This window comes from Saccharothrix sp. BKS2, from assembly GCF_047689505.1.
GTDB lineage: Bacteria > Actinomycetota > Actinomycetes > Mycobacteriales > Pseudonocardiaceae > Actinosynnema > Actinosynnema lopnurensis.
The window spans coordinates 66,232-84,548 of the sequence record NZ_JAUQOL010000005.1 but is presented as its reverse complement, the minus strand read 5'-3'; the positions used below and the strand labels follow the sequence as shown (position 1 = coordinate 84,548).

Annotated in this window: 17 protein-coding genes and 2 pseudogenes; 12 read left to right on the top strand and 7 right to left on the bottom strand. The window is 71.5% G+C overall.

What is annotated here, in order from left to right:
* The first annotated feature begins 696 nt into the window (after positions 1-696).
* Positions 697-1,221, top strand: coding sequence for a hypothetical protein (locus Q5530_RS11545; RefSeq protein ID WP_415362164.1), 525 nt, complete (start codon positions 697-699; stop codon positions 1,219-1,221).
* Positions 1,222-1,596: 375 nt separating this feature from the next.
* Positions 1,597-2,925, top strand: coding sequence for a hypothetical protein (locus Q5530_RS11540; protein WP_415362163.1), 1,329 nt, complete (start codon positions 1,597-1,599; stop codon positions 2,923-2,925).
* A 37-nt stretch (positions 2,926-2,962) separates the two neighbouring features.
* Here Q5530_RS11540 and Q5530_RS11535 read toward each other — a convergent pair whose 3' ends face one another.
* On the bottom strand, positions 2,963-3,589 hold the full coding sequence (locus tag Q5530_RS11535; RefSeq protein ID WP_415362162.1) for a LysE family translocator: 627 nt from the start codon (positions 3,587-3,589) through the stop codon (positions 2,963-2,965).
* The gene (locus Q5530_RS11530; RefSeq protein ID WP_415362161.1) at positions 3,589-4,083 is read right to left on the bottom strand and encodes an Lrp/AsnC family transcriptional regulator; all 495 of its coding nucleotides are present in this window, start codon (positions 4,081-4,083) and stop codon (positions 3,589-3,591) included. Before Q5530_RS11530 ends, Q5530_RS11535 begins: the two co-directional genes overlap by 1 nt.
* 388 nt (positions 4,084-4,471) lie before the next feature.
* Here Q5530_RS11530 and Q5530_RS11525 point away from each other — a divergent pair.
* Positions 4,472-4,656: pseudogene (locus tag Q5530_RS11525) on the top strand (IS5/IS1182 family transposase); the annotation flags it as partial.
* On the opposite strand, the gene Q5530_RS11520 reads toward Q5530_RS11525, so the two are convergent.
* On the bottom strand, positions 4,573-4,887 hold the full coding sequence (locus Q5530_RS11520) for a hypothetical protein (RefSeq protein ID WP_415362541.1): 315 nt from the start codon (positions 4,885-4,887) through the stop codon (positions 4,573-4,575). The pseudogene Q5530_RS11525 and the gene Q5530_RS11520 overlap by 84 nt on opposite strands.
* A gap of 226 nt (positions 4,888-5,113) precedes the next feature.
* Between Q5530_RS11520 and Q5530_RS11515 the strand changes: the two genes are divergently transcribed.
* Positions 5,114-5,707 (top strand): TIGR00730 family Rossman fold protein, encoded by a 594-nt coding sequence (locus Q5530_RS11515; RefSeq protein WP_415362159.1) that lies wholly within the window; start codon positions 5,114-5,116, stop codon positions 5,705-5,707.
* On the opposite strand, the gene Q5530_RS11510 is transcribed toward Q5530_RS11515, so the two are convergent.
* Entirely contained in the window at positions 5,656-6,429 is a 774-nt protein-coding gene (locus Q5530_RS11510; protein ID WP_415362158.1) for a tetratricopeptide repeat protein, read from the bottom strand. The two genes, Q5530_RS11515 and Q5530_RS11510, sit on opposite strands and share 52 nt — an antisense overlap.
* 201 nt (positions 6,430-6,630) lie before the next feature.
* Between Q5530_RS11510 and Q5530_RS11505 the strand changes: the two genes are divergently transcribed.
* The 3 genes from Q5530_RS11505 to Q5530_RS11495 are packed head-to-tail and all read left to right on the top strand — an operon-like array spanning position 6,631 to position 9,562.
* Positions 6,631-7,875 carry an ABC transporter substrate-binding protein gene (locus Q5530_RS11505; RefSeq protein WP_415362157.1) on the top strand — a complete coding sequence of 415 codons (1,245 nt, stop codon included), beginning with the start codon at positions 6,631-6,633 and terminating at the stop codon, positions 7,873-7,875.
* On the top strand, positions 7,872-8,765 hold the full coding sequence (locus tag Q5530_RS11500; RefSeq protein WP_415362156.1) for a carbohydrate ABC transporter permease: 894 nt from the start codon (positions 7,872-7,874) through the stop codon (positions 8,763-8,765). Before Q5530_RS11505 ends, Q5530_RS11500 begins: the two co-directional genes overlap by 4 nt.
* Positions 8,765-9,562, top strand: a complete 798-nt coding sequence (locus Q5530_RS11495) for a carbohydrate ABC transporter permease (RefSeq protein WP_415362155.1) — start codon at positions 8,765-8,767, stop codon at positions 9,560-9,562. The genes Q5530_RS11500 and Q5530_RS11495 overlap by 1 nt, the downstream gene beginning before the upstream one ends.
* A 26-nt stretch (positions 9,563-9,588) precedes the next feature.
* On the opposite strand, the gene Q5530_RS11490 is transcribed toward Q5530_RS11495, so the two are convergent.
* Complete coding sequence (locus Q5530_RS11490; protein WP_415362154.1) at positions 9,589-10,698, bottom strand: arabinogalactan endo-beta-1,4-galactanase; 1,110 nt, start codon at positions 10,696-10,698, stop codon at positions 9,589-9,591.
* A gap of 144 nt (positions 10,699-10,842) precedes the next feature.
* Complete coding sequence (locus Q5530_RS11485) at positions 10,843-11,268, bottom strand: hypothetical protein (protein WP_415362153.1); 426 nt, start codon at positions 11,266-11,268, stop codon at positions 10,843-10,845.
* A 369-nt stretch (positions 11,269-11,637) separates the two neighbouring features.
* Here Q5530_RS11485 and Q5530_RS11480 point away from each other — a divergent pair, with 369 nt between their 5' ends.
* The 4 genes from Q5530_RS11480 (at position 11,638) to Q5530_RS11465 (ending at position 16,334) form a co-directional block, all read left to right on the top strand.
* Positions 11,638-12,387 carry a GH12 family glycosyl hydrolase domain-containing protein gene (locus Q5530_RS11480; protein WP_415362152.1) on the top strand — a complete coding sequence of 250 codons (750 nt, stop codon included), beginning with the start codon at positions 11,638-11,640 and terminating at the stop codon, positions 12,385-12,387.
* 120 nt (positions 12,388-12,507) lie between these two features.
* Positions 12,508-13,458: an S-methyl-5-thioribose-1-phosphate isomerase gene (gene mtnA / locus Q5530_RS11475; protein ID WP_415362151.1), complete on the top strand. Its 951-nt coding sequence runs from the start codon at positions 12,508-12,510 to the stop codon at positions 13,456-13,458.
* Positions 13,439-15,364, top strand: a complete 1,926-nt coding sequence (locus tag Q5530_RS11470) for a bifunctional aldolase/short-chain dehydrogenase (protein WP_415362150.1) — start codon at positions 13,439-13,441, stop codon at positions 15,362-15,364. The genes mtnA and Q5530_RS11470 overlap by 20 nt, the downstream gene beginning before the upstream one ends.
* Positions 15,365-15,626: 262 nt before the next feature.
* Positions 15,627-16,334, top strand: coding sequence for an NPP1 family protein (locus Q5530_RS11465; RefSeq protein WP_415362534.1), 708 nt, complete (start codon positions 15,627-15,629; stop codon positions 16,332-16,334).
* A gap of 98 nt (positions 16,335-16,432) precedes the next feature.
* Here Q5530_RS11465 and Q5530_RS11460 read toward each other — a convergent pair.
* Positions 16,433-17,413, bottom strand: a pseudogene (locus tag Q5530_RS11460) (alpha/beta fold hydrolase); the annotation flags it as partial.
* A 212-nt stretch (positions 17,414-17,625) separates the two neighbouring features.
* Here Q5530_RS11460 and Q5530_RS11455 point away from each other — a divergent pair.
* Positions 17,626-18,210: a helix-turn-helix domain-containing protein gene (locus tag Q5530_RS11455; protein ID WP_415362149.1), complete on the top strand. Its 585-nt coding sequence runs from the start codon at positions 17,626-17,628 to the stop codon at positions 18,208-18,210.
* Positions 18,211-18,317 lie beyond the last annotated feature (107 nt).

The following is an 18,317-nucleotide window of genomic DNA, read 5'->3' as shown; positions in this document are numbered from 1 at the left end:
ACTTCGGTGGTGGTGTTCCAGAGGAAGATGCGGTGGCGCAGGAGGCCGAAACCGGCTCTTCCGCACATCTGGCGCTTGATCAGCTTCGTCTTGGTGTTCACGCCTTCGGTGCGTCCACCACACCCGATTCGGCACGCGCTTGCGGCGCGGGTTGCGGGGACTCATCCCTCCTCACGACCGAAAATGATCCACATCGAGCACGTTCGACGCCACCGCAGTGATCATTTTTTCAGGACCGGTAAGAGCTGGAAAGCCTTGCCAAGCTGCGGTGTTGCCCGCGTCGCGCTACCACGATCGTCGCGGCCGTCCTTGTTCTGCACCACATCGAGCCCTGCTTGGTGTGTCGCCAACCACGGAGAAAGGTTCCGGTTGCGAAAGTTTCAGGCTGCTGCCATTGGGTGAAGATGCGTCACCTCGCTTGGCGCCGACCTGGGTTTTTCCATGCGACATAGCACTGTATGGCCCATAAGTACTTGCTCAGGGCGCTCGAGCGCAGGTAACTTCTAGATCGCCAAGGGGGCTGTTGAAACACGCCATTTATACGCCTGTGGGGGGCATGCTTTAGGGCGAATCGGTTGCGCGTGTCGTGACCGGATGATCGGTGGGGAAATCCGGACTTTCCGGTAGCGCTTCCAGACAACCCGCGTCCGGGTTGTCCGGTGTTGCGCGCACAAAGGAACTGGGGGGCGGTGGCTCGTGCTGACCAACCATGCCCTGCTGGGCTTCGGCGCGCTCGTCGACCTGGCGCGCTCCAGGCAGGCCGACGAGCGGGAACCGCGGTTGCCCACGGGCAATCCCGAGCCGATCCCGCCCCGGCCGCCATGTAACGGTTTCTGCCTCTACGACGGTGACCTGCTGTCGGCGGACCGGTGCCACACGACCGCGTACCGCAGGTTGGTCGTGGCCGCCGACGGCGACTGTCGCGAGGCCGACCTCGGCGACGTGGACCGGGTGATCACCAACCCGCTGGGTGCGCCCGTGACGGAAGGGCTCGCGGCGACGGGCCGCGCTGCGCCTGGTGTTCCCACCGGTCGCCGAGGTTCTGGGCGACTACGAGGTGATGGGAACCCGCAGTGGCGGCGGCCACCCGACCTCGACGAGAACGGCATGGCAGGCACCTGGGAACTGATCGGCTCCATCGACCGGTCGAACCCGCGGAGTGCGCCGTGCGGCACCTGCTCTGGCGCCGCGGTGGGCAACTCCGCGTGGTCACGCCGATGACGGTCCCTGCTCGCTCGACCCGGCCCCGGAAGTCGCCCCCGGTCCGGTGGCCACCACGGGCGAGACGGATGTTCGCCCCCTACACGGATGTTCGCCCCCGACGACGCCCCCAACGAGGCCGTCCGGGTGGTGCGCCTGTCCGCTCTGACCAACCTGCCCCTGCCGGTCTCCTGCTACCTGCCTACGTCGAGCCCGCCAACGAGAAGACCCCGCTGCGGCTGGACGTACTCACGGCGGGACAGGAAGTCGACACCAGCCCCTACCGCGCGCCCTTCCTCGCTGAGGTCGGGATGCGGTACGGCGGCCGCGGACGACCTGCGGCCGCCGTTGTCGGAACCGAACCGAACCCAGACCCTGGAGAGGAACGAGCACGCCATGTCCCTGGAACTGAGCATCACCCCGCGTTTGGACGTCGACTCGACCAGCCCGTTCTGGCACCGCGATCAGCCCACGACGAGCGCCTTCCGGGTCGACCCCGGCTACGCGGCTCTGCGCGCCGCGTTCCCGGTGTCGTGGTCGGGGCTGGTCGAGGTCAAATCGCTGCTGGACTGCTACGCCATGGTCGACAGCAGGGCGACCCCGTCCCGCGACGGCCGTGACGGCCTCCGTCTGGAGTTGGCCCGCCGCGTCGCGGGTACGCTGTGGTCGGTCGCCGAGGCGGAGCGCGCCTCGGGGCGCGCCGCCCTGGCCGAGACGATCTCCACCTCCGCCGAGCTGTTCGCGCTGTACTCCGCCACCGGCGAGTGGAAGCCGTCCATCGTCGAGCCCCCGACGGCCGACGAGCCGTGGTTCTACTGCGGCAGGCTCGGCACGTGGAGCCCGAGAACGGCCCGCGACCCGCTGAGTCTGCTCGTGGTCGTCCCCGACCCGGCCAGGCAGCGGGTGATCACGGATTTCGACGCGCGGTTCGGCGCCGTCACCGACATCGCCGGCCGCGCGCTGGGCGCCGAGGCGCGGTTGTGCGACGAGAAGCCGGACATGCACCTCGGCGAGCTGGTCCTGGCGGGTGGGGAGTCGGCCTTCGGGCACAAGAACTTCGCGCACTTCTTCCCGTTGGAGACCCCCGGCAATTCGGTCCTGGGGCGCGAATTCACCGTCGTGTTCGGCAACGTGTTCCAGGAGCGCGTCAGACGGTGCTCGCTGCCGCTGCTGGGCACCGCCACCCCGGTGGCCAACCACTCGCCCGCCCAGCTGGTCGACAGCCTGCTGGTGTGGTTCCGCGGCCACGACCTCGGCCACTTCTGGCGGCGCGCCGACCGCCAGGACACCGGCGCGGCGGTACGCGAGGAGCTGGGTCCGTTCCTGGCCATGGCGCTGGAGGAGACCTACGCCGACAGCCACGGCATCCTGGTCGCCGCGGAGCTGGCCGACCGCGACGAGTTCGGCGTCGGGTTCTGCGCCGAGCACATCCGCTACCTGTCGCGGCGGACGAGCGACTTCGCCGACAGCGTGGCCGCGACCCTGGAACTGGGCTGGCTCACCGACCGCGGCATCACCCTGCCCGCGAACTCCGGCGCGTGGCTGGATCGGGCGCGCCCCGCCGTCGAGGAACTCGTCCGCACTGTCCACGCCGTGCTGTGGGAGGGCGACCGGGACGGACTCGACCCGCTGTTCGACGCGATCGCGGCGGGCCGGCGCGCCGCCGCCCCGTTCGAGGACGCGCTGGCCGGCCGGCCGACCGACCTGTCCTACGTGTTCGCCTGACCGGTGAGCCGGCCCGGGACCGGGGTCCCGGGCCGGCTCACCCGACCACCGGCGCGACGTCCCGCACCACCAGGATGGCCGCCAACCCGACGAAGACGACTGCCGATACCGCCGTCATGACCGCCTGTCCCCGCACCCCGACCTTCCGGCCCGACCCGGCGACGACGAACGCGATCACCGCCTCCAGACCCGAGGCCACGGCGAACCAGGTCACGGTGAACACCACCACCCCGAACCAACCGCCCACCTCCTGCGCGCGCAGCATGCTCGGTGTCCCGGTCGCCACCCAGAACGTCCAGGTCAACGGGTTGGCCAAGTTGCTGGCAACGCCCTTCCAGAACGCCCACCCCTCGACCGGCGCGCTCGCACCGCCGCGCCACAACACCCGGCTGTCCCGCACTGCCTGCGCGGCGAACACCAGGAACAGCACCGCACCGACGCCGCTGACCCAGACCTGCGCCTCCGCGACGGCCGCCACCACCCAGGCGAACGCCAGGGCGGGCACCAGCAGCACCAGGTCCGCGGTCGCCGATCCCAGGATGACCTTGAACGCGGCCCAGAAGCCGCGGGCCGCCGCCTCCTGCAGGATCGTCACGAAGATCGGCCCGACCGACAGGGCCGCCCCGACGCCGAGCAGCACACCCAACCACAGGATCTCTGCCATCACGCCCCACCTTTCGTCCCAGGAGAGCCCGGTTCGGTCAGGTGCGCTCCGCCACGGATCTCCTTCACCGTCAGCAGCACGATGGACGACACCGTGCGGGTTACCCCCGGCAATGCCCTGATCTCCGCGAGCAGGCCCCGGAGTTCCTCCGGAGAACCGGTGCGTGTCTTCAGGATGTAGCTGTCCTCACCGTCCACGTCGTGGCACTCGATGATCGCCCTGCTCTCCTGCACGTAAGACTCGAACGGCTCCTGCTCGTCGTGGGACGCCGCGGTGCCCACCCTGATGAACGACAGCAGTCCTTGACCCACGCTCTGGGGTTCGACGATCGCGCTGTACCCCCGGATCACCCCCTCCTGCTCCAACCTCTTGACCCGCGCGTACACCGATGGGCCGGTCAGGCCCACAGCTTTGCCGAGTGCGGCGTGCGTCGCGCGCCCGTCCTCCTGAAGGAGGGTCAGCAGCTGTAGGTCCACCTCGTCGAGCTGTGGCATGGAATCGTTGGGATTTCGATTGCTTGGCCAATGCTTCGTAAGTAAACAGGCTAGCTTGACTACCATCCGTAGGGCAATATGAGGTAGGGCTCGCTTGGGTTCTCCGATGGGCCGCCACATCGGAGAGCTGCTGGCCCTGGTCGTGGTCGGGCATCATCGGTTGGGCGCGAATTACCGCCTGCGAGCGGCGGGGGTACGCAGTGAGCCCTTCCAGCCTGGTGGTGGGCTGGAGACGTGGCGAAGCTCCTGGTAGATGACTTCTCGACCAAGAGTGAGGCCATCGCCAGGAGCTTCGTGTGCTTGTCCACCCATCAGCGATCGACCTGTGCGGTTCGCACCTCCGGCTCCCGCCCGGGAGTGGCCCGTGCATCGTCGACGGATCGGCAGCAGGTGGCACAACCTCTCGCCCGGTCGACAGGCGGTCAACCGCTCCCACGCCCGCATCCGCGCTCCTGGCGAGCGCGCCGTCTCCGCCTCAAGACCTGGCGTCTACTGCGCAGGATCCCCTGCTCCACCATCCGAATCACCGACCTGGCCCGAGCCGTCCTCGCACTCCACCTCGCCACCGGATGAGGTTGGAAAGGGCTCGCTTATCGCATGCGACATCGTGTCGCAGACAAAGGCGTGTTGTTGGTGATCATCGTGATGTGCCGCATCGGCGCGGCCGCTGCCGCGTGAGGCGGCTCGGATCAGGGCTTGGGCCTCGTCGACGAGATCGGCGGCAGCTTCCAACGCGGCGATGGCATCGGCTGCCTTCCCGAGCCCCAGTTCGACCAGTTGTCGAACCTCGCCGAGTGAAGCCACCCCGCCCCTCCACGGATCGATTGTCGGCTGTGGCGCGTAGGGCGGTGTCGGCGGCTCGGGGCGCCGGCACGCTGCCCACGGCGACGACCTCGGCGAGGTAGAGGATGGCCAATGCGTCGTCGAAGCCGGGTAGGTGGCCGGGACGACACGTACGTGTCTCACCCAATCAGGTTGATCGGGTATGTCGCCATCACTCGTTCGAGGGTTGTGCCTTTAGGTTCGAGGCGTGCGTGTGTGCGTTTACTGCGGTTCCTCCGGTGGGGGCGACCGGTACCTGGCCTCGGCCCGCGAGGTCGGGGCGACGTTGGCCCGGCGCGGGATCGAGGTGGTCTACGGCGGTGCCCGGGTCGGCATGATGGGCGCGCTCGCCGACGGTGCCCTGGCGGCCGGCGGTCGGGTGGTCGGGGTGCTGCCCGAGGCGCTGGTGGGCTGGGAGGTCGCCCACGGGGGTCTGACCGAACTGCGCGTCGTGGGAGGGTTGCACGAGCGCAAGGCGTTGATGACGGCCCTGTCGGACGCGGTGCTGGCGTTGCCGGGTGGTGCGGGCACCCTGGACGAGTTGTTCGAGACCTGGACGTGGGCCCAGTTGAAGGTGCACGCCAAGCCGGTCGGGGTGCTCAACGTGGCGGGCTTCTTCGACCCGATGCTCGCCATGCTCGACCACGTGGTCGCCGAGGGTTTCCTCAAGCAGCCCTACCGGGACATGCTGCTGGTCGACGACGACCTGGACCGCCTGCTGGACCGCTTCGCCGGCTACCGCCCACCCGACTACACCTGGTCGGACGACTCCGCGGATGCCGCCGGGTCGTCAAGCCCGTGATCGCGGGGCTCGGCCATGTTGTCGTGGGGGGCCAGGTAGCCGCGCACGTGGTCGGCGCGCGGGTCGTCGAGTTCGTCGAGGATGGCCAGCGCCTTGCGCCAGGAGACCTGGGCTTGGTGCCGGTCACCGAGAGCGGCCAGGGTGTGGCCGCAGTTGACCAGGGTTTCGGCCTCGCCCCACCGGTCTCCGACCCGTCGACGGGCGTCCAGCGCGAGGTCGAACCGGTCGAGTGCTTCCTCATAGCGGCCCAGGTCGTGCAGCGTGATGCCGAATTTGGTCAGGGCAAAGCCTTCGCCGTAGCCGTCGACCGCGCCACGCATGATCTCCAGCGCCCTGCCCAGGTGGTGCAGCGCTTCATCGTCACGGCCGGAACGGCGCATCGCCTCACCGAGGCTGGCCGAGGCGATGGCCTCCCCGTGGCGGTCCCCGACACCGCGGAACAGCTCCACCGTCTCCTCGAACAGCCTCACCGCCTCATCCCGTCGTCCCAGTTCGGCCGCCAGGTAGCCGCTGCCGGTCAACGTCCACGCCTGCCCCGTCTCATCCCCGATCCCGCGGCGTATGGCCAGCGCCTGCTCCAGCTCACGACCGGCCAGGTCGTACTCCTGGCGTTCGCGATGGGCATGGGCCAGGTTGTTGAGCACCCATGCCTGACCGAATACGTTCCCGCTGGTCTCGGCGGCGGCCAGACCGGTGTGTGGGAGGTGATCCAGCCGGTCCACGGTTTGCGCAGGAACACGAAGTCGCACGGCTGGTAGCAGTGGTGGCGCATCACTCTCCTCCGAGGCGACCAGCCCTTCCTCCGACTGTCACCCGTCAGTGGGATCCAGGCGTACCGAACCCGCCTCCCCGGCCTGATCACCCGATAGTGGCCCACCACGGTCGGCTACCTTGCCGCAGGGGTCGAGCCGGGGGAGGTCGGGATGGGTGCCGAGCTGAGCCGTCGGTCGTTCCTCGCGGCGGCCGGGTTGGTGGGGCTCACCGCGTGCGGGTCGAACACCGGGCGGGAGGGGTCCGCCGAGGGGACCCTGCGGCACTGGTACCACGCCTACGGCGAGGACGGCGTCCAGGAGGCGGTGCGCCGCTACGCCGCCGGCTACCCGGGCGCCCGGGTCGAGGTGCAGTGGAACCCCGGCGACTACGACTCCAAGCTGCTGACCGCGCTCCAGAACAGCGCGGTGCCCGACGTGTTCGAGGCGCAGGTCAAGGTCGACTGGGTGCGGCAGGGCCGGGTGGTGCCGTTGGACGACCTGCTGGGCGAGGCCCGCGCGGACTTCCTCCCGGCCCTGCTGGAGTCCCAGACCGTCGACGGCGCGCTGTACGGCATCCCCCAGGCCGTCGACACCCAGGTCCTCTACTACCGGCCCAGCCTGCTGGAGCGGGCGGGTGTCGCGCCGCCCCGGACCCTCGACGAGTTGGTGGAGGCCACCGCGCGGCTCACCACCGGCGGTGTGCGCGGTCTGTTCGCAGGCAACGACGGCGGCGTTGGTGTGCTCACCCCGCCGCTGCTGTGGTCGGCGGGGCTGGACCTGCTGTCCGAGGACGGTCGGGCGCCCGGCTTCGACGACCCGCGCGCCGCCGCGGCCTTCGGCCGGCTCCGCGAGCTGCACCGGGGTGGCGGCCTGCTGCTCGGGGCGCCGACCGACTGGGCCGACCCCGGTGCGTTCGTCGACGGGTTGGCCGCGATGCAGTGGACCGGCCTGTGGAACCTGCCGAAGATCACCGAGGCGCACGGCGACGACGTCGGCGTGCTGCCGTTCCCGCGCCTGGACGCCGACGGCGCGGACTCGGTGCCGATCGGCGCGTTCAGCGCCGCGGTGAACGCGCGCGCCGCCGACGTCGACGCGGCCCGGGACTACGTGCGGTGGCTGTGGGTGGAGCGGACCGACCACCAGACCGAGTTCGCCACCGCGTTCGGCGCGCACCTGCCCGCCCGCCGGAGCCTGGCCGAACGGGCCGGGGCGCTGCGCGACGGGCCGGGCGCGGAGGTCGTCCGCCTCGTCACCGACGGCGGCCGGATCGCCAGTCCTGCCCGCTGGCCGGCGCGCGCCAACACCGCGCTGTCGGACGCGGTCTCCCGCATCGCCCGGGAGGGCGCGGACGCGGCGGGCGAGCTGCGCGCGGCGGTCGAGGTGGCGCGCGTCGAGATCAGCCGGCAGGACCGGTGAGCCGACGGCGCACCGCGCTCGCGTTCTGGCTGTTCGTCGGTCCCTTCGCGGCCGGGCTGCTGGTCTTCGCCTACGTGCCGATCGGCTGGAGCGCCTACCTCAGCCTCTTCGACGCGCGCAACACGGTGACGCCCGAGGAGTTCGTGGGGTTCGCCAACTACGCGGACGTGCTCACCGACCGGGCGTTCCTGGGCAGCATCGGCACCTTCACCGCGTTCGCCGCGCTCGTCGTGCCCGCCACGGTGGTGCTCGCCCTCGCGCTGGCCCTGCTGGTGAACCAGGTCCGGGTGGCGCGGGCGTTCTTCCGGTCGGTGTTCTTCCTGCCCTTCGCGTGCTCCTCCGTGGTCGCCTCGCTGGTGTGGAGGATGTCGCTGTTCTCCGGGGTGGACAGCGGCGTCGCCAACACCGTGCTGGGCTGGTTCGGCGGCGAGCCGCGGGCGTGGATCGGCACGGTCGACCCGCCGCTGTACTGGGTCGTGCTCGTCACCGCGAGGCTGTGGCTGCAACTGGGCTTCTACATGATCCTGTTCATCGCCGCCCTGCAACGGATCCCGGCGCACCTGTACGAGGCGGCGTGGGTCGACGGGGCCTCGCCCCGCTGGCAGACCTTCCGGCACGTCACGCTGCCCGGCCTGCGCGGCGCGCTGGTGGCCGTGCTGGTGCTGAACCTGGTCAACGCCTACCAGGCGTTCGACGAGTTCTACAACATCCTCGGCGACTCCCGCGGCTACCCGCCGTTCGCGCGGCCGCCGCTGGTCTACCTCTACTACACCTCGCTGGGCTCCGGCGGGCAGGACCTGGGGCGGGGGAGCGCGGGCGCGCTCGTCCTGGCCCTGGTGATCGCGCTGGTGACGCTGCTGTCCGGCCGGGTGCTGCGGCGGGTGGCCTGATGCGGCCCGTCGGCCACCACCGCACCCCGGCCGGCCGGGTGGGCGCGGTCGCGCGCGGGGTGGCGCTGGTGGTCGCGGCGGCGCTGTTCCTGCTGCCGTTCGCGGTGCTGGTCCGCGACAGCTGGTCGGCCCTGCCTGAGGTGTTCTCGGGCACCGAGGTCCCGTTCGCGCGCAGCCTGCTGAACTCGACCGCGGTCGCGGTGCTCCAGACCGCGGGGCAGCTGCTGCTGTGCTCGCTCGCGGGCTACGGGCTGGCGCGGATCCCGTACCGGCACGCGCCCGCGGTGCTGTACGCGACCGTGGCGACGCTGGTGGTGCCGGCCGCCGTGACGTTCGTGCCGGGCTTCGTGGTGGTGTCGAGCCTCGGCTGGCTGTCCGACCTGCGCGGGCTGGTGGTGCCGGGGTTGTTCAGCGCCCTCAACGTGTTCCTGTTCCGCCAGTACTTCCTGGACTTCCCGGTGGCGCTGGAGGAGGCGGGCCGGCTCGACGGGCTGTCCCGGCTGGGGGTGTTCCGGCGGGTGGTGGTGCCGAACTCGACGGGGTTCTTCGCCGCCGTCGCGGTGGTCGACCTCATCGGCAGCTGGAACCAGTTCCTGTGGCCGCTGGTCGTCGCGCAGGACTCGACCACGTGGACCGTGCAGGTGGCGCTGTCCGGCCTGCTCACCGCGCAGAACCCGAGGACCACCCTGCTGTTCGCCTCGGCGGCGGTGTCGATCCTGCCGATCGTGCTGGTGTTCGCCGTGCTCCAGCGCCACCTGGTCCGCGGGGTGACCGGGACCGGGCTCACCGGTCGGTGAGCCCGGTCCCGCCCACCGGGTCGGGGTCAGGGGGTCCAGCGGACGTTCGGGTTGAGGCGGCCGGACCAGTCGAAGACCGCCATGTTGTCCCAGCCGTTGCCGCTGCCGTTGATGTCCGCCGGGTCCCAGCCGTTGCCGGGGACCGCGTACCAGGTCGGCTCCCAGTAGAAGACGCCGATGGCGCCCGCGTTGCGCGCCGTGTTCTGCACGTGGGTGAAGTTCGTGGCCTGGCCCGCCCACGTCAGCGGGTAGTCCGCGCAGCCGGAGGTGACGGAGTTGCCCGTGCCGTCGGCGTTCTGGCTGGTGAAGGGGTACGCCGTCTCGGCGAGCACGACGTCCTTGCCGTAGCGGGAGCGCACGTCGGTGATGACGTCGTGGAGGTTGGCCAGCGTGCCGTGCCACGAGCAGTAGTAGGACAGCGCGGTGATGTCCCAGGGCACGCCCTTGGCCCTGATCCCGTCGTAGAACCAGCGGGCGTGGTCGAGGCTGTCGGCGTTCGCCGTGTGGATCATGACCTTGGTGCCGCCGTTGCACGCCTTGGTGGCGTTGTAGCCGGCCTTGAGCAGGAGGCTGAGGTTGGTGAAGTCGTTGTTGACCACCCTGCCCTCGTTCCAGAGCATCCCGACGTTGATCTCGTTGCCGATCTGCACGCTGTCGGGCGTGGTGCCCTGCGCCTTGAGGCCGCTGCACACCTCGTGGGTGTAGTTGTAGACGTCGGTCTGCAACCGGCCGATGTCGTGGCCCGACCAGGCGGCCGGCTTGTACTGCTTGCCGGGGTCGGCCCAGGTGTCGGAGTAGTGGAAGTCGACCAGCAGCTTGAGGCCCTTGGCCTTCACGGTCCTGGCGTAGGCCAGGACCTTCGCCTTGTTGTTGTAGCCGCTGCGCGGGTTGTTCCAGACGCGCAGGCGGACGTAGTTGACGCCCACGCCCTTCAGGATGTCGAGCGGGTCCCGGGCGGTGCCGGACGCGTCGTAGTACCTCGCGCCGAGCTCCAGGGCGCGTTGCGCGGTCGAGACGTCGGCCCCCAGCATGGTCAGGGAGCCGGCCGCGGAGACGGCCGGGGTGATCGCGGTCAGCGGGAGCACGGCGGCCGCCAGGGCGAGGGCGGCCCTGGCCGCCCGGTTCGGTCCGGACATCCGATCTCCTTCGATCGAGGGTGCGGTGGCCTGCGGCGGACTCGCGTTGTGAACGTGCACAACAAGGGAAGCGCAGATACGGACCCGAATCAAGGTCGGATCGGACCGAACCGGATGGGAGCGTGCACAGGGCCGCCCCGAACCTCAGTAGCAGACGTACCCGCCGTTGACGAGCGGCGTGTAGTTGGGCGGCGGGCCGGTCATGATCTGCCCGACGTAGCAGCCGTTGAGCAGGTAGACGCCGCGCCAGATGTACCCGCGGACCTGGCCCGCCGAGATGGTGAACTGGCCCTCGTCGACGCCGGAGCCGTTGCCGCCGTAGCGCAGCCGGATGGTGACCGGGGAGCCGGAGTGCTTGTCGTACCAGACGGTGATGTCGGCGCGGCCGTTGCTGACGGCGCCGACCCTGATGCAGACGTCGCCGTTGCCGATGTTCGCGCAGTTCTCACCGACCTGGGCGATGCCGATCCCCGCCGCGGAAAGGGGCTGCGCGCCGGCCTGCCCGGCGCCGACCGCGGTGAGCGCGGCCAACACCAGGAATGCGGCGGAGAGCACACGGATGAATCGCACTGGCTTCCTCTCGGTTGGTTCCCCGCGGACGGCGGACGGCATTCCGGGGACACCCTCCCGCCTCGCGGACGGGGGGTGTGGCGAAACGCGCTTCACCGCCGGTGGGATTTCGGCGCCCCGCGGCGCCGGATCGCCCCAGTCAAACCGCCCGGTCACGCGGTGTCAAAGAACCGACACGCGGCGTTGTCCCGCGGCGGGACGGGGACCCCCGCCGGCCTGCCCGGACGGCCGTTCCGCGGGGGGGACCACGGACGGGGGAGCGCACGTCACCGGATTGGCCTGTGCGGAGGACGGGTACCCGCGTTACCTTGGGAGCGCTCCCAGAGCGCTCTGCGCCATCGCCGCCGCGGAACCTTCGAGAGGAGTTCCATGCGAAGCACCCTCCGGGCCCTCGCGCTGACCGGCCTGCTGGCCGCGAGCGCGGTCGTGGCCGCCGCCGGCCCGGCCCAGGCCGACGTGACGATCTGCCAGCAGTACGGGACGACCACCATCCAGGGCCGCTACGTGGTCCAGAACAACCGGTGGGGTTCCTCGGCCAACCAGTGCATCAACGTCACCTCGACCGGGTTCCAGATCACCCAGCAGCAGGGCTCGGCGCCGACCAACGGCGCGCCCCTGTCCTACCCGTCGGTGTACCTGGGCTGCCACTACGGCAACTGCTCGCCGGGGTCGAACCTGCCCATGCAGGTCAGCCGCATCCGCAGCGCGACCTCGTCGATCAACTACCGGTACACGGGCGGCACCTACAACGCCTCCTACGACATCTGGCTCGACCCCACGCCCAAGACCACCGGGGTGAACCAGATGGAGATCATGATCTGGTTCAACCGCCAGGGCTCCATCCAGCCGATCGGCAGCGCCGTGGGCAACGCCACCGTCGGCGGCCGCACCTGGCAGGTGTGGCGCGGCAACAACGGCGGCAACAACGTCATCTCCTACGTCGCGCCCTCGCCCATCACGTCGTGGTCGTTCAACGTGCTCGACTTCATCAACGACGTGCGCAACCGCGGCGCCATCACCACCTCGTGGTACCTGACCAGCATCCAGGCCGGGTTCGAGCCGTGGAACGGCGGCACCGGGCTGGCGGTCGACAACTTCTCGGCCTCCGTCAGCGGGTAACGCACCCCGCCGACGACCGCACGCCGGGGTGCGCCCGACCGCCAGGGCGCACCCCGCGCCGTGATCGTCCGTTCGGGTCGCCCGCTTCCCCGGGCGGGCGGTGCTCGGCACACTCGGGCCATGCGGACGATCGACTGGGCGGACGGCCGGATCATCGCGATCGACCAGACCCTGCTCCCCGGCGAGCTGACGACCCTGCGCATCGACACCGTCGACCAGCTCGTCCACGCCATCCGCCGGTTGGCCGTCCGCGGCGCGCCCGCACTCGGCGTGGCCGGCGCGCTGGGCGTGGCGCTGGCCGCGTGCGGCGGCGGGGACGTCCGCGCCCAGTCCGCCCGGCTGCGGGCCGCCCGCCCCACGGCGGTCAACCTGGCCTGGGGCGTCGACCGGGTGCTGGCCCGGCTGGACGAGGGCCTGGACGCGGTGGTCGCCGAGGCCGTCCACGTCCTGGAGGACGACGTCCGCCGCAACCGCGACCTCGGGCTCAGGGGCGCGCGGTGGCTCCTCGACCGGCTCGGCGGACCGGTCAACGTGCAGACCCACTGCAACGCCGGCGCGCTGGCCTGCGTCGAGTGGGGCACCGCCCTCGGCGTGGTCCGCGCGCTGCGGGACGCCGAAGCCCTGGGCCACGTCTACGTCGACGAGACCAGGCCGCTGCTCCAGGGCAGTCGGCTGACCGCGTGGGAACTCGCCCGGATGGGTGTCGAGCACACCGTGGTGGTCGACTCGGCGGGACCCACCGTGATCGCCCGCGGCCTGGCCGACGCCGTCGTGGTCGGCGCGGACCGCATCGCGGCCAACGGCGACGTGGTCAACAAGATCGGCACCTACCCGCTGGCCCTCGCCGCGGCCAGGGCCGGCATCCCCTTCCTCGTCGCCGCCCCCGAATCCACGATCGACCCCGCCACCCCCGACGGCGCGGGGGTCGACATCGAAATCCGCGACCCCGCCGAAATCGTCGGCGACCACCCGACCAGGGCGCTGAACTACGCCTTCGACGTCACCCCGGCCGACCTGGTCACGGCCATCATCACCGACGAGCGGACGATTCGTGGAAAACCGCTGGGCTGAAACGCACACCGACCCCCTCGACGCCTGCGCGTACGGTTCCCGGCTGCTCGGCCGCGAACCGGACCTCGTCCTGCACGGCGGCGGCAACACCTCGGTCAAGGCGGTCGTCACCGACCTCACCGGCCGCCGGGTGGACGTGCTGCACGTCAAGGGCAGCGGCTGGGACCTGGCCGACATCGAGCGGGCCGGGTTCGCGCCCCTGCGGCTGGAGCGCCTGCGCGAGCTGCTGACCGTGCCGAGCCTGCCCGACGACCGGATGATGAACGAACTGCGGTGCGCCCTGCTCGACGCGGGCGCGCCGGACCCGAGCGTGGAGACGCTGCTGCACGCGGTCCTGCCGCACCCCGCCGTCCTGCACACCCACGCCGACGCCGTGATCACCCTGACCAACCTGCGCGAACCCCTGGTCGAGGAGGTCTTCGGCGACCGCGTCGTGGTCGTCCCCTACGTGATGCCGGGCTTCGCGCTGGCCAAGAAGTGCGCCGAGCTGTTCCCCCGGCACGCCGGCGAGCGCACCATCGGCGTGGTCCTGATGAACCACGGCCTGTTCACCTTCGGCGAGGACACCGAGGAGGCGTACGCCCGGCACGTCGAGCTGGTCAGCGCCGCCGAGGCGCACCTGGCGCGGCACCGGCCGACCCGCGCGCCCGCCGCGCCCCTGCCCCGCGTCGACCCCCGGGACCTCGCCGCCCTCCGCCGGCGGATCGCCGAGGCCGCGGGCCACCCGGTGATCGTCACCCGGCACACCGACCCGGCCACCGCGGCCTTCGTGGCCAGGTCCGACCTCGCCGACCTCGCGGGGCGCGGCCCGGCCACCCCCGACCACGTCATCCGCACCAAGCGGGTGCCGCTGGTCGGCCGGGACGTCGAGGGCTACGCGGCCGAGTACCGCCGCTACTTCGAGCGGCACGCGCGACCGGGCCTGACCATGCTCGACCCGGCGCCCCGCGTCGTGCTCGACCCCGAGCTGGGGATGCTCACGGTCGGCCGGCGGGCGCGGGACGCCGACATCGCCCGCGACATCTACTCGCACACCATCGACGTCCTGGAGCGGGCCGAGGAACTGGGCGGGTACCGCGCCCTGCCGCCGCGCGACCTGTTCGAGATGGAGTACTGGGAGCTGGAGCAGGCCAAGCTCCGGTTGGCGGGGCCGCCGGCCGAGTTCACCGGCGAGGTCGCCCTCGTCACCGGCGCCGCGTCGGGCATCGGCCGGGCCTGCGCCGACGCGCTGCGCGCCAGGGGCGCGAGCGTCATCGGCCTGGACCTCACCCCTACGGGAAGCCGCACCGACTACCTGGGCCTGCGGGTCGACGTCACCGACACCGCCGCGGTGCGGGCCGCGGTGGAACGCGGCGTCGAGCGGTTCGGCGGGGTGGACGTGCTCGTCGCCTCCGCCGGCGTGTTCCCCGGCAACACGCCCATCGCGGAGCTCGACCCGGACACCTGGCGACGCACCATGGCGGTCAACGCCGACTCCACGGCCGTGCTGTTCCGCACGGCGCACCCGTTCCTCGAGCTCGCGCCGCGCGGCGGCCGGGTCGTGGTCATCGCCTCGAAGAACGCCCCCGCGCCGGGACCGGGCGCCGCCGCGTACTCCGCGTCCAAGGCCGCGGTCACCCAGCTGGCCAGGGTCGCGGCCCTGGAGTGGGCGGCCGACGGCATCCGGGTCAACGCGGTGCACCCCGACGCGGTCTTCGACACCGGCCTGTGGACCGAGGAGGTGCTGGCCCAGCGCGCCGCGCACTACGGCCTCGACGTCGAGGCGTACAAGCGGCGGAACCTGCTGGGCGCGGAGATCACCAGCGCGGCGGTCGGCAGGATGGTCGCGGAGATGTGCTCGGACACCTTCGCCTGCACCACCGGCGCCCAGGTGCCGGTCGACGGCGGCAACGAGCGGGTGGTGTAGACCGATTCCCCGCTGTTCGCCGGCTGTTCGCCCCGGCGCGACCATCGGCGGGTTGACGGCGGAGGGCCCGGATCGGGAACCTCGTCACCGGCCGGATGATCTCCGCGAACACCGGCCGGCGCTGAACGTCCCTGCCGCTCGACCCCGGATGGAGAGCATGGTCGCCGTGACCGCCCGAACGACGGACCGGACCCGCACCACCTCCCGCACCACCTCCCGCACCGCCCTGAGACTGCTGGCCGCCCTCCTGGGCGCCACCCTGATGGCCGTCCTCGTCCCCGGGGCCGCCTGGGCCGCACCGCCGCAGGCGCTGCCCGGGAACGCCGCCGCCGCCGACGCCAAGTGGCAGCCCGCGTTCGACTACGACACCGACGGCTGCTACCCGACCCCGGCCATCTCGCCGACCGGCGTGATCGCCACGGGCCTGAACAACTCCGGCGCCCTCAACGGCAACTGCCGCGACCAGTCCGACCTGGACAACACCAACTCGTACTCGCGCTCCAAGTGCAACAACAACTGGTGCGCCTACCTGTACGACCTCTACTTCGAGAAGGACCAGGCCGTCCCCGGCATCGACTGCTGCGGCCACCGCCACGACATCGAGCACGTCATCGTGTGGGTCAGCAACGACCAGGCCCAGTACGTCTCGACCTCCGCGCACGGCAACTACTCCACCTACCCGCGCTCCCAGGTCTCCTGGGAGGGCACGCACCCCAAGATCGTCTACCACAAGGACGGCCTGAGCACCCACTGCTTCCGGATCGCGAGCTCGACCGAGCAGCCGGAGAACCACTACGGCACCTGGCAGTACCCGGACCTGGTCAGCTGGGACCACTTCCCGGCCGGCATCCGGAACACCCTGGTGAACGCCAACTTCGGCAGCGCGAGCCTGGCCATCAAGGACGGCGCGTTCAACCACAACCTGTCCCAGGCCAAGCCGAGCGGCATCCCGTTCGACCCGAACGCCTGATCGGCCGGTAACCGGAATTCCCGGAACCCGGTCGTCGGGAGCGATCCGCTCCCGGCGACCGGGTTCCGCCGTACCGGGCCAGGGGCGCAGGAATCAGGGCGCAGGAAGGCGAGCAGCTCCGCGGTGACGAACTCGGGGTTCTCCTCGACCAGCCAGTGCCCGGACCCGGGCACCTCCACCGCGCGCACGAGGTTCCCGACCCGGGGCGCCGGGGTCGCCCTGGTCGGGTCGAGCAGGCCCTCGGCGGTCATCAGCAGCGTCGGCGTGGCGATCGGGGCGGCCGCGGTGTCGTCCCGCACGTCCTGGTCCAGGGCGCGGTAGAGCTCGAACCCGCCGTGCAGGACGTCCGGGCGGCTGTAGGTGCGGGCGTACTCGTCGATCTCGGCCTCGTCGAAGGGCTGGGCCGCGCCGGGTCCGCCGAAAGCCGTGCCGCCGAACGCGACCTGCGGGTAGAACAGGGCCAGGTACTCCCGGACGTCGTCGCCGACGACGGCCTCGGGCACCCGCTCCTGCGAGTGGAACGCGATGTGCCGGCTCAGGCCGCGGTACCGGGCGGCGTCCAGGGCGGGGCCGGGCAGCGGCAGGTCCAGGTAGCCGAGCCGCACGAGGTCGTCCGGGAACTGGACGGCGTACTGGAACGCCACCGCCGCGCCGAGGTCGTGGCCGACCACGCGGGCGTCGCGCAGGCCCAGCCGCCCCGTGACGAGCCCGTGCACGTAGCGGGCCGGCGTGGCCTTGTCGTAGGAGGGCGGAACCCCCTCGCTGTCGCCCAGGCCGGGCAGGTCCGGCGCGTAGACCGTGAAGTGCCTGGCCAACTCCGGCATGATGCCGCGCCACTCGAACCAGGTCTGCGGCCAGCCGTGCAGCAGCACCAGGGGCGGGCCGGAGCCGCCGGTGACGTAGTGCATCCGGACCCCGTCGACGTCCGCGTACTCGTGCCGGAACACGCGGTCGAACTCCGCGTCCTCGGCGGCCGGGCCGACCGTCCCGGTCGTGGCCGGGACGGTCGTGACCGTGCCGGCGGGGGCCGTGCACGCGGCGGTCGGCAGCAGCACGGCCGCGACCGCGGCCGCGACCACCTGTCGCCACCGCGAAGCGCTCGCGCTCGCCCTCGCGCCCGGCCGGGTGCGTCGCGAGGTCGCGCGGTGCGCCGGTGCGCCGTCCGCGTCCGGTGTGGAGCCCGTGCCCATCGTGGGGCCTCCTCTTCTCGTCGAACGGTGGGTGTGGCACCACCTTTCCCGCCGCCGGCGCCGGGTGCACGAAAACTTGCCACACCGGCAAGACTGGTCGGATGAGCGAGGAGATCGAGCGGGTGCTGGACGAGGTCGGTCCGCGCCTGCGCGCCCTGCGCCGGCAGTGCGGCACCACCCTGGCCGAGCTCGCGGCGAAGACCGGCATCTCCGAGAGCACCCTGTCCCGCCTGGAGAGCGGGCGGCGACGGGCGAACCTGGAGCTGCTGCTGCCGCTGTCGCGCGCCTACGACGTCCCGCTCGACGACCTCGTGGGCGCGCCGCGCACCGGGGACCCGCGCATCCACCTGCGCCCGATCCACCGCTACGGCATGACGTTCATCCCGCTGACCCGCAGGCCCGGCGGGGTGCAGGCGTACAAGATGCTGATCCCGGCCTCGGCGCGGCCCGCCGAGCCCACCCCGCAGACCCACAGCGGCCACGAGTGGCTCTACGTCCTCAACGGACGGTTGCGGTTGGTCGTGGGCGACCGGGACCTGGTGCTGCCGCCGGGCGAGGCCGCGGAGTTCGACACCACGCTCCCGCACTGGCTGGGATCGGCCGACGGGCGCGCGGTCGAGCTGCTCGTGCTGTTCGGGTTGGACGGTGAACGCGTCCACGTCCGGTCGCGCGACGGAGGAGCCTGACCCCTTGATCGGGTTGCCACGCCCGCAAACCCCGCCGAACGGCCACCGCCCGTAGCGCTGTGTCCGCTGTGGACTGTTCATGGCGAACCGTACGGGTGATGTGGCAA

Excerpts from the sequence above, each read along its gene's own strand:
- Q5530_RS11540 (WP_415362163.1), top strand. The coding sequence starts at position 1,597 with ATGTCCCTGGAACTGAGCATCACCCCGCGTTTGGACGTCGACTCGACC.
- Q5530_RS11535 (WP_415362162.1), bottom strand. The coding sequence starts at position 3,589 with ATGGCAGAGATCCTGTGGTTGGGTGTGCTGCTCGGCGTCGGGGCGGCC.
- Q5530_RS11530 (WP_415362161.1), bottom strand. The coding sequence starts at position 4,083 with ATGCCACAGCTCGACGAGGTGGACCTACAGCTGCTGACCCTCCTTCAG.
- Q5530_RS11505 (WP_415362157.1), top strand. The coding sequence starts at position 6,631 with ATGGGTGCCGAGCTGAGCCGTCGGTCGTTCCTCGCGGCGGCCGGGTTG.
- Q5530_RS11495 (WP_415362155.1), top strand. The coding sequence starts at position 8,765 with ATGCGGCCCGTCGGCCACCACCGCACCCCGGCCGGCCGGGTGGGCGCG.
- Q5530_RS11490 (WP_415362154.1), bottom strand. The coding sequence starts at position 10,698 with ATGTCCGGACCGAACCGGGCGGCCAGGGCCGCCCTCGCCCTGGCGGCC.
- Q5530_RS11480 (WP_415362152.1), top strand. The coding sequence starts at position 11,638 with ATGCGAAGCACCCTCCGGGCCCTCGCGCTGACCGGCCTGCTGGCCGCG.
- mtnA (WP_415362151.1), top strand. The coding sequence starts at position 12,508 with ATGCGGACGATCGACTGGGCGGACGGCCGGATCATCGCGATCGACCAG.
- Q5530_RS11465 (WP_415362534.1), top strand. The coding sequence starts at position 15,627 with ATGGCCGTCCTCGTCCCCGGGGCCGCCTGGGCCGCACCGCCGCAGGCG.
- Q5530_RS11455 (WP_415362149.1), top strand. The coding sequence starts at position 17,626 with ATGAGCGAGGAGATCGAGCGGGTGCTGGACGAGGTCGGTCCGCGCCTG.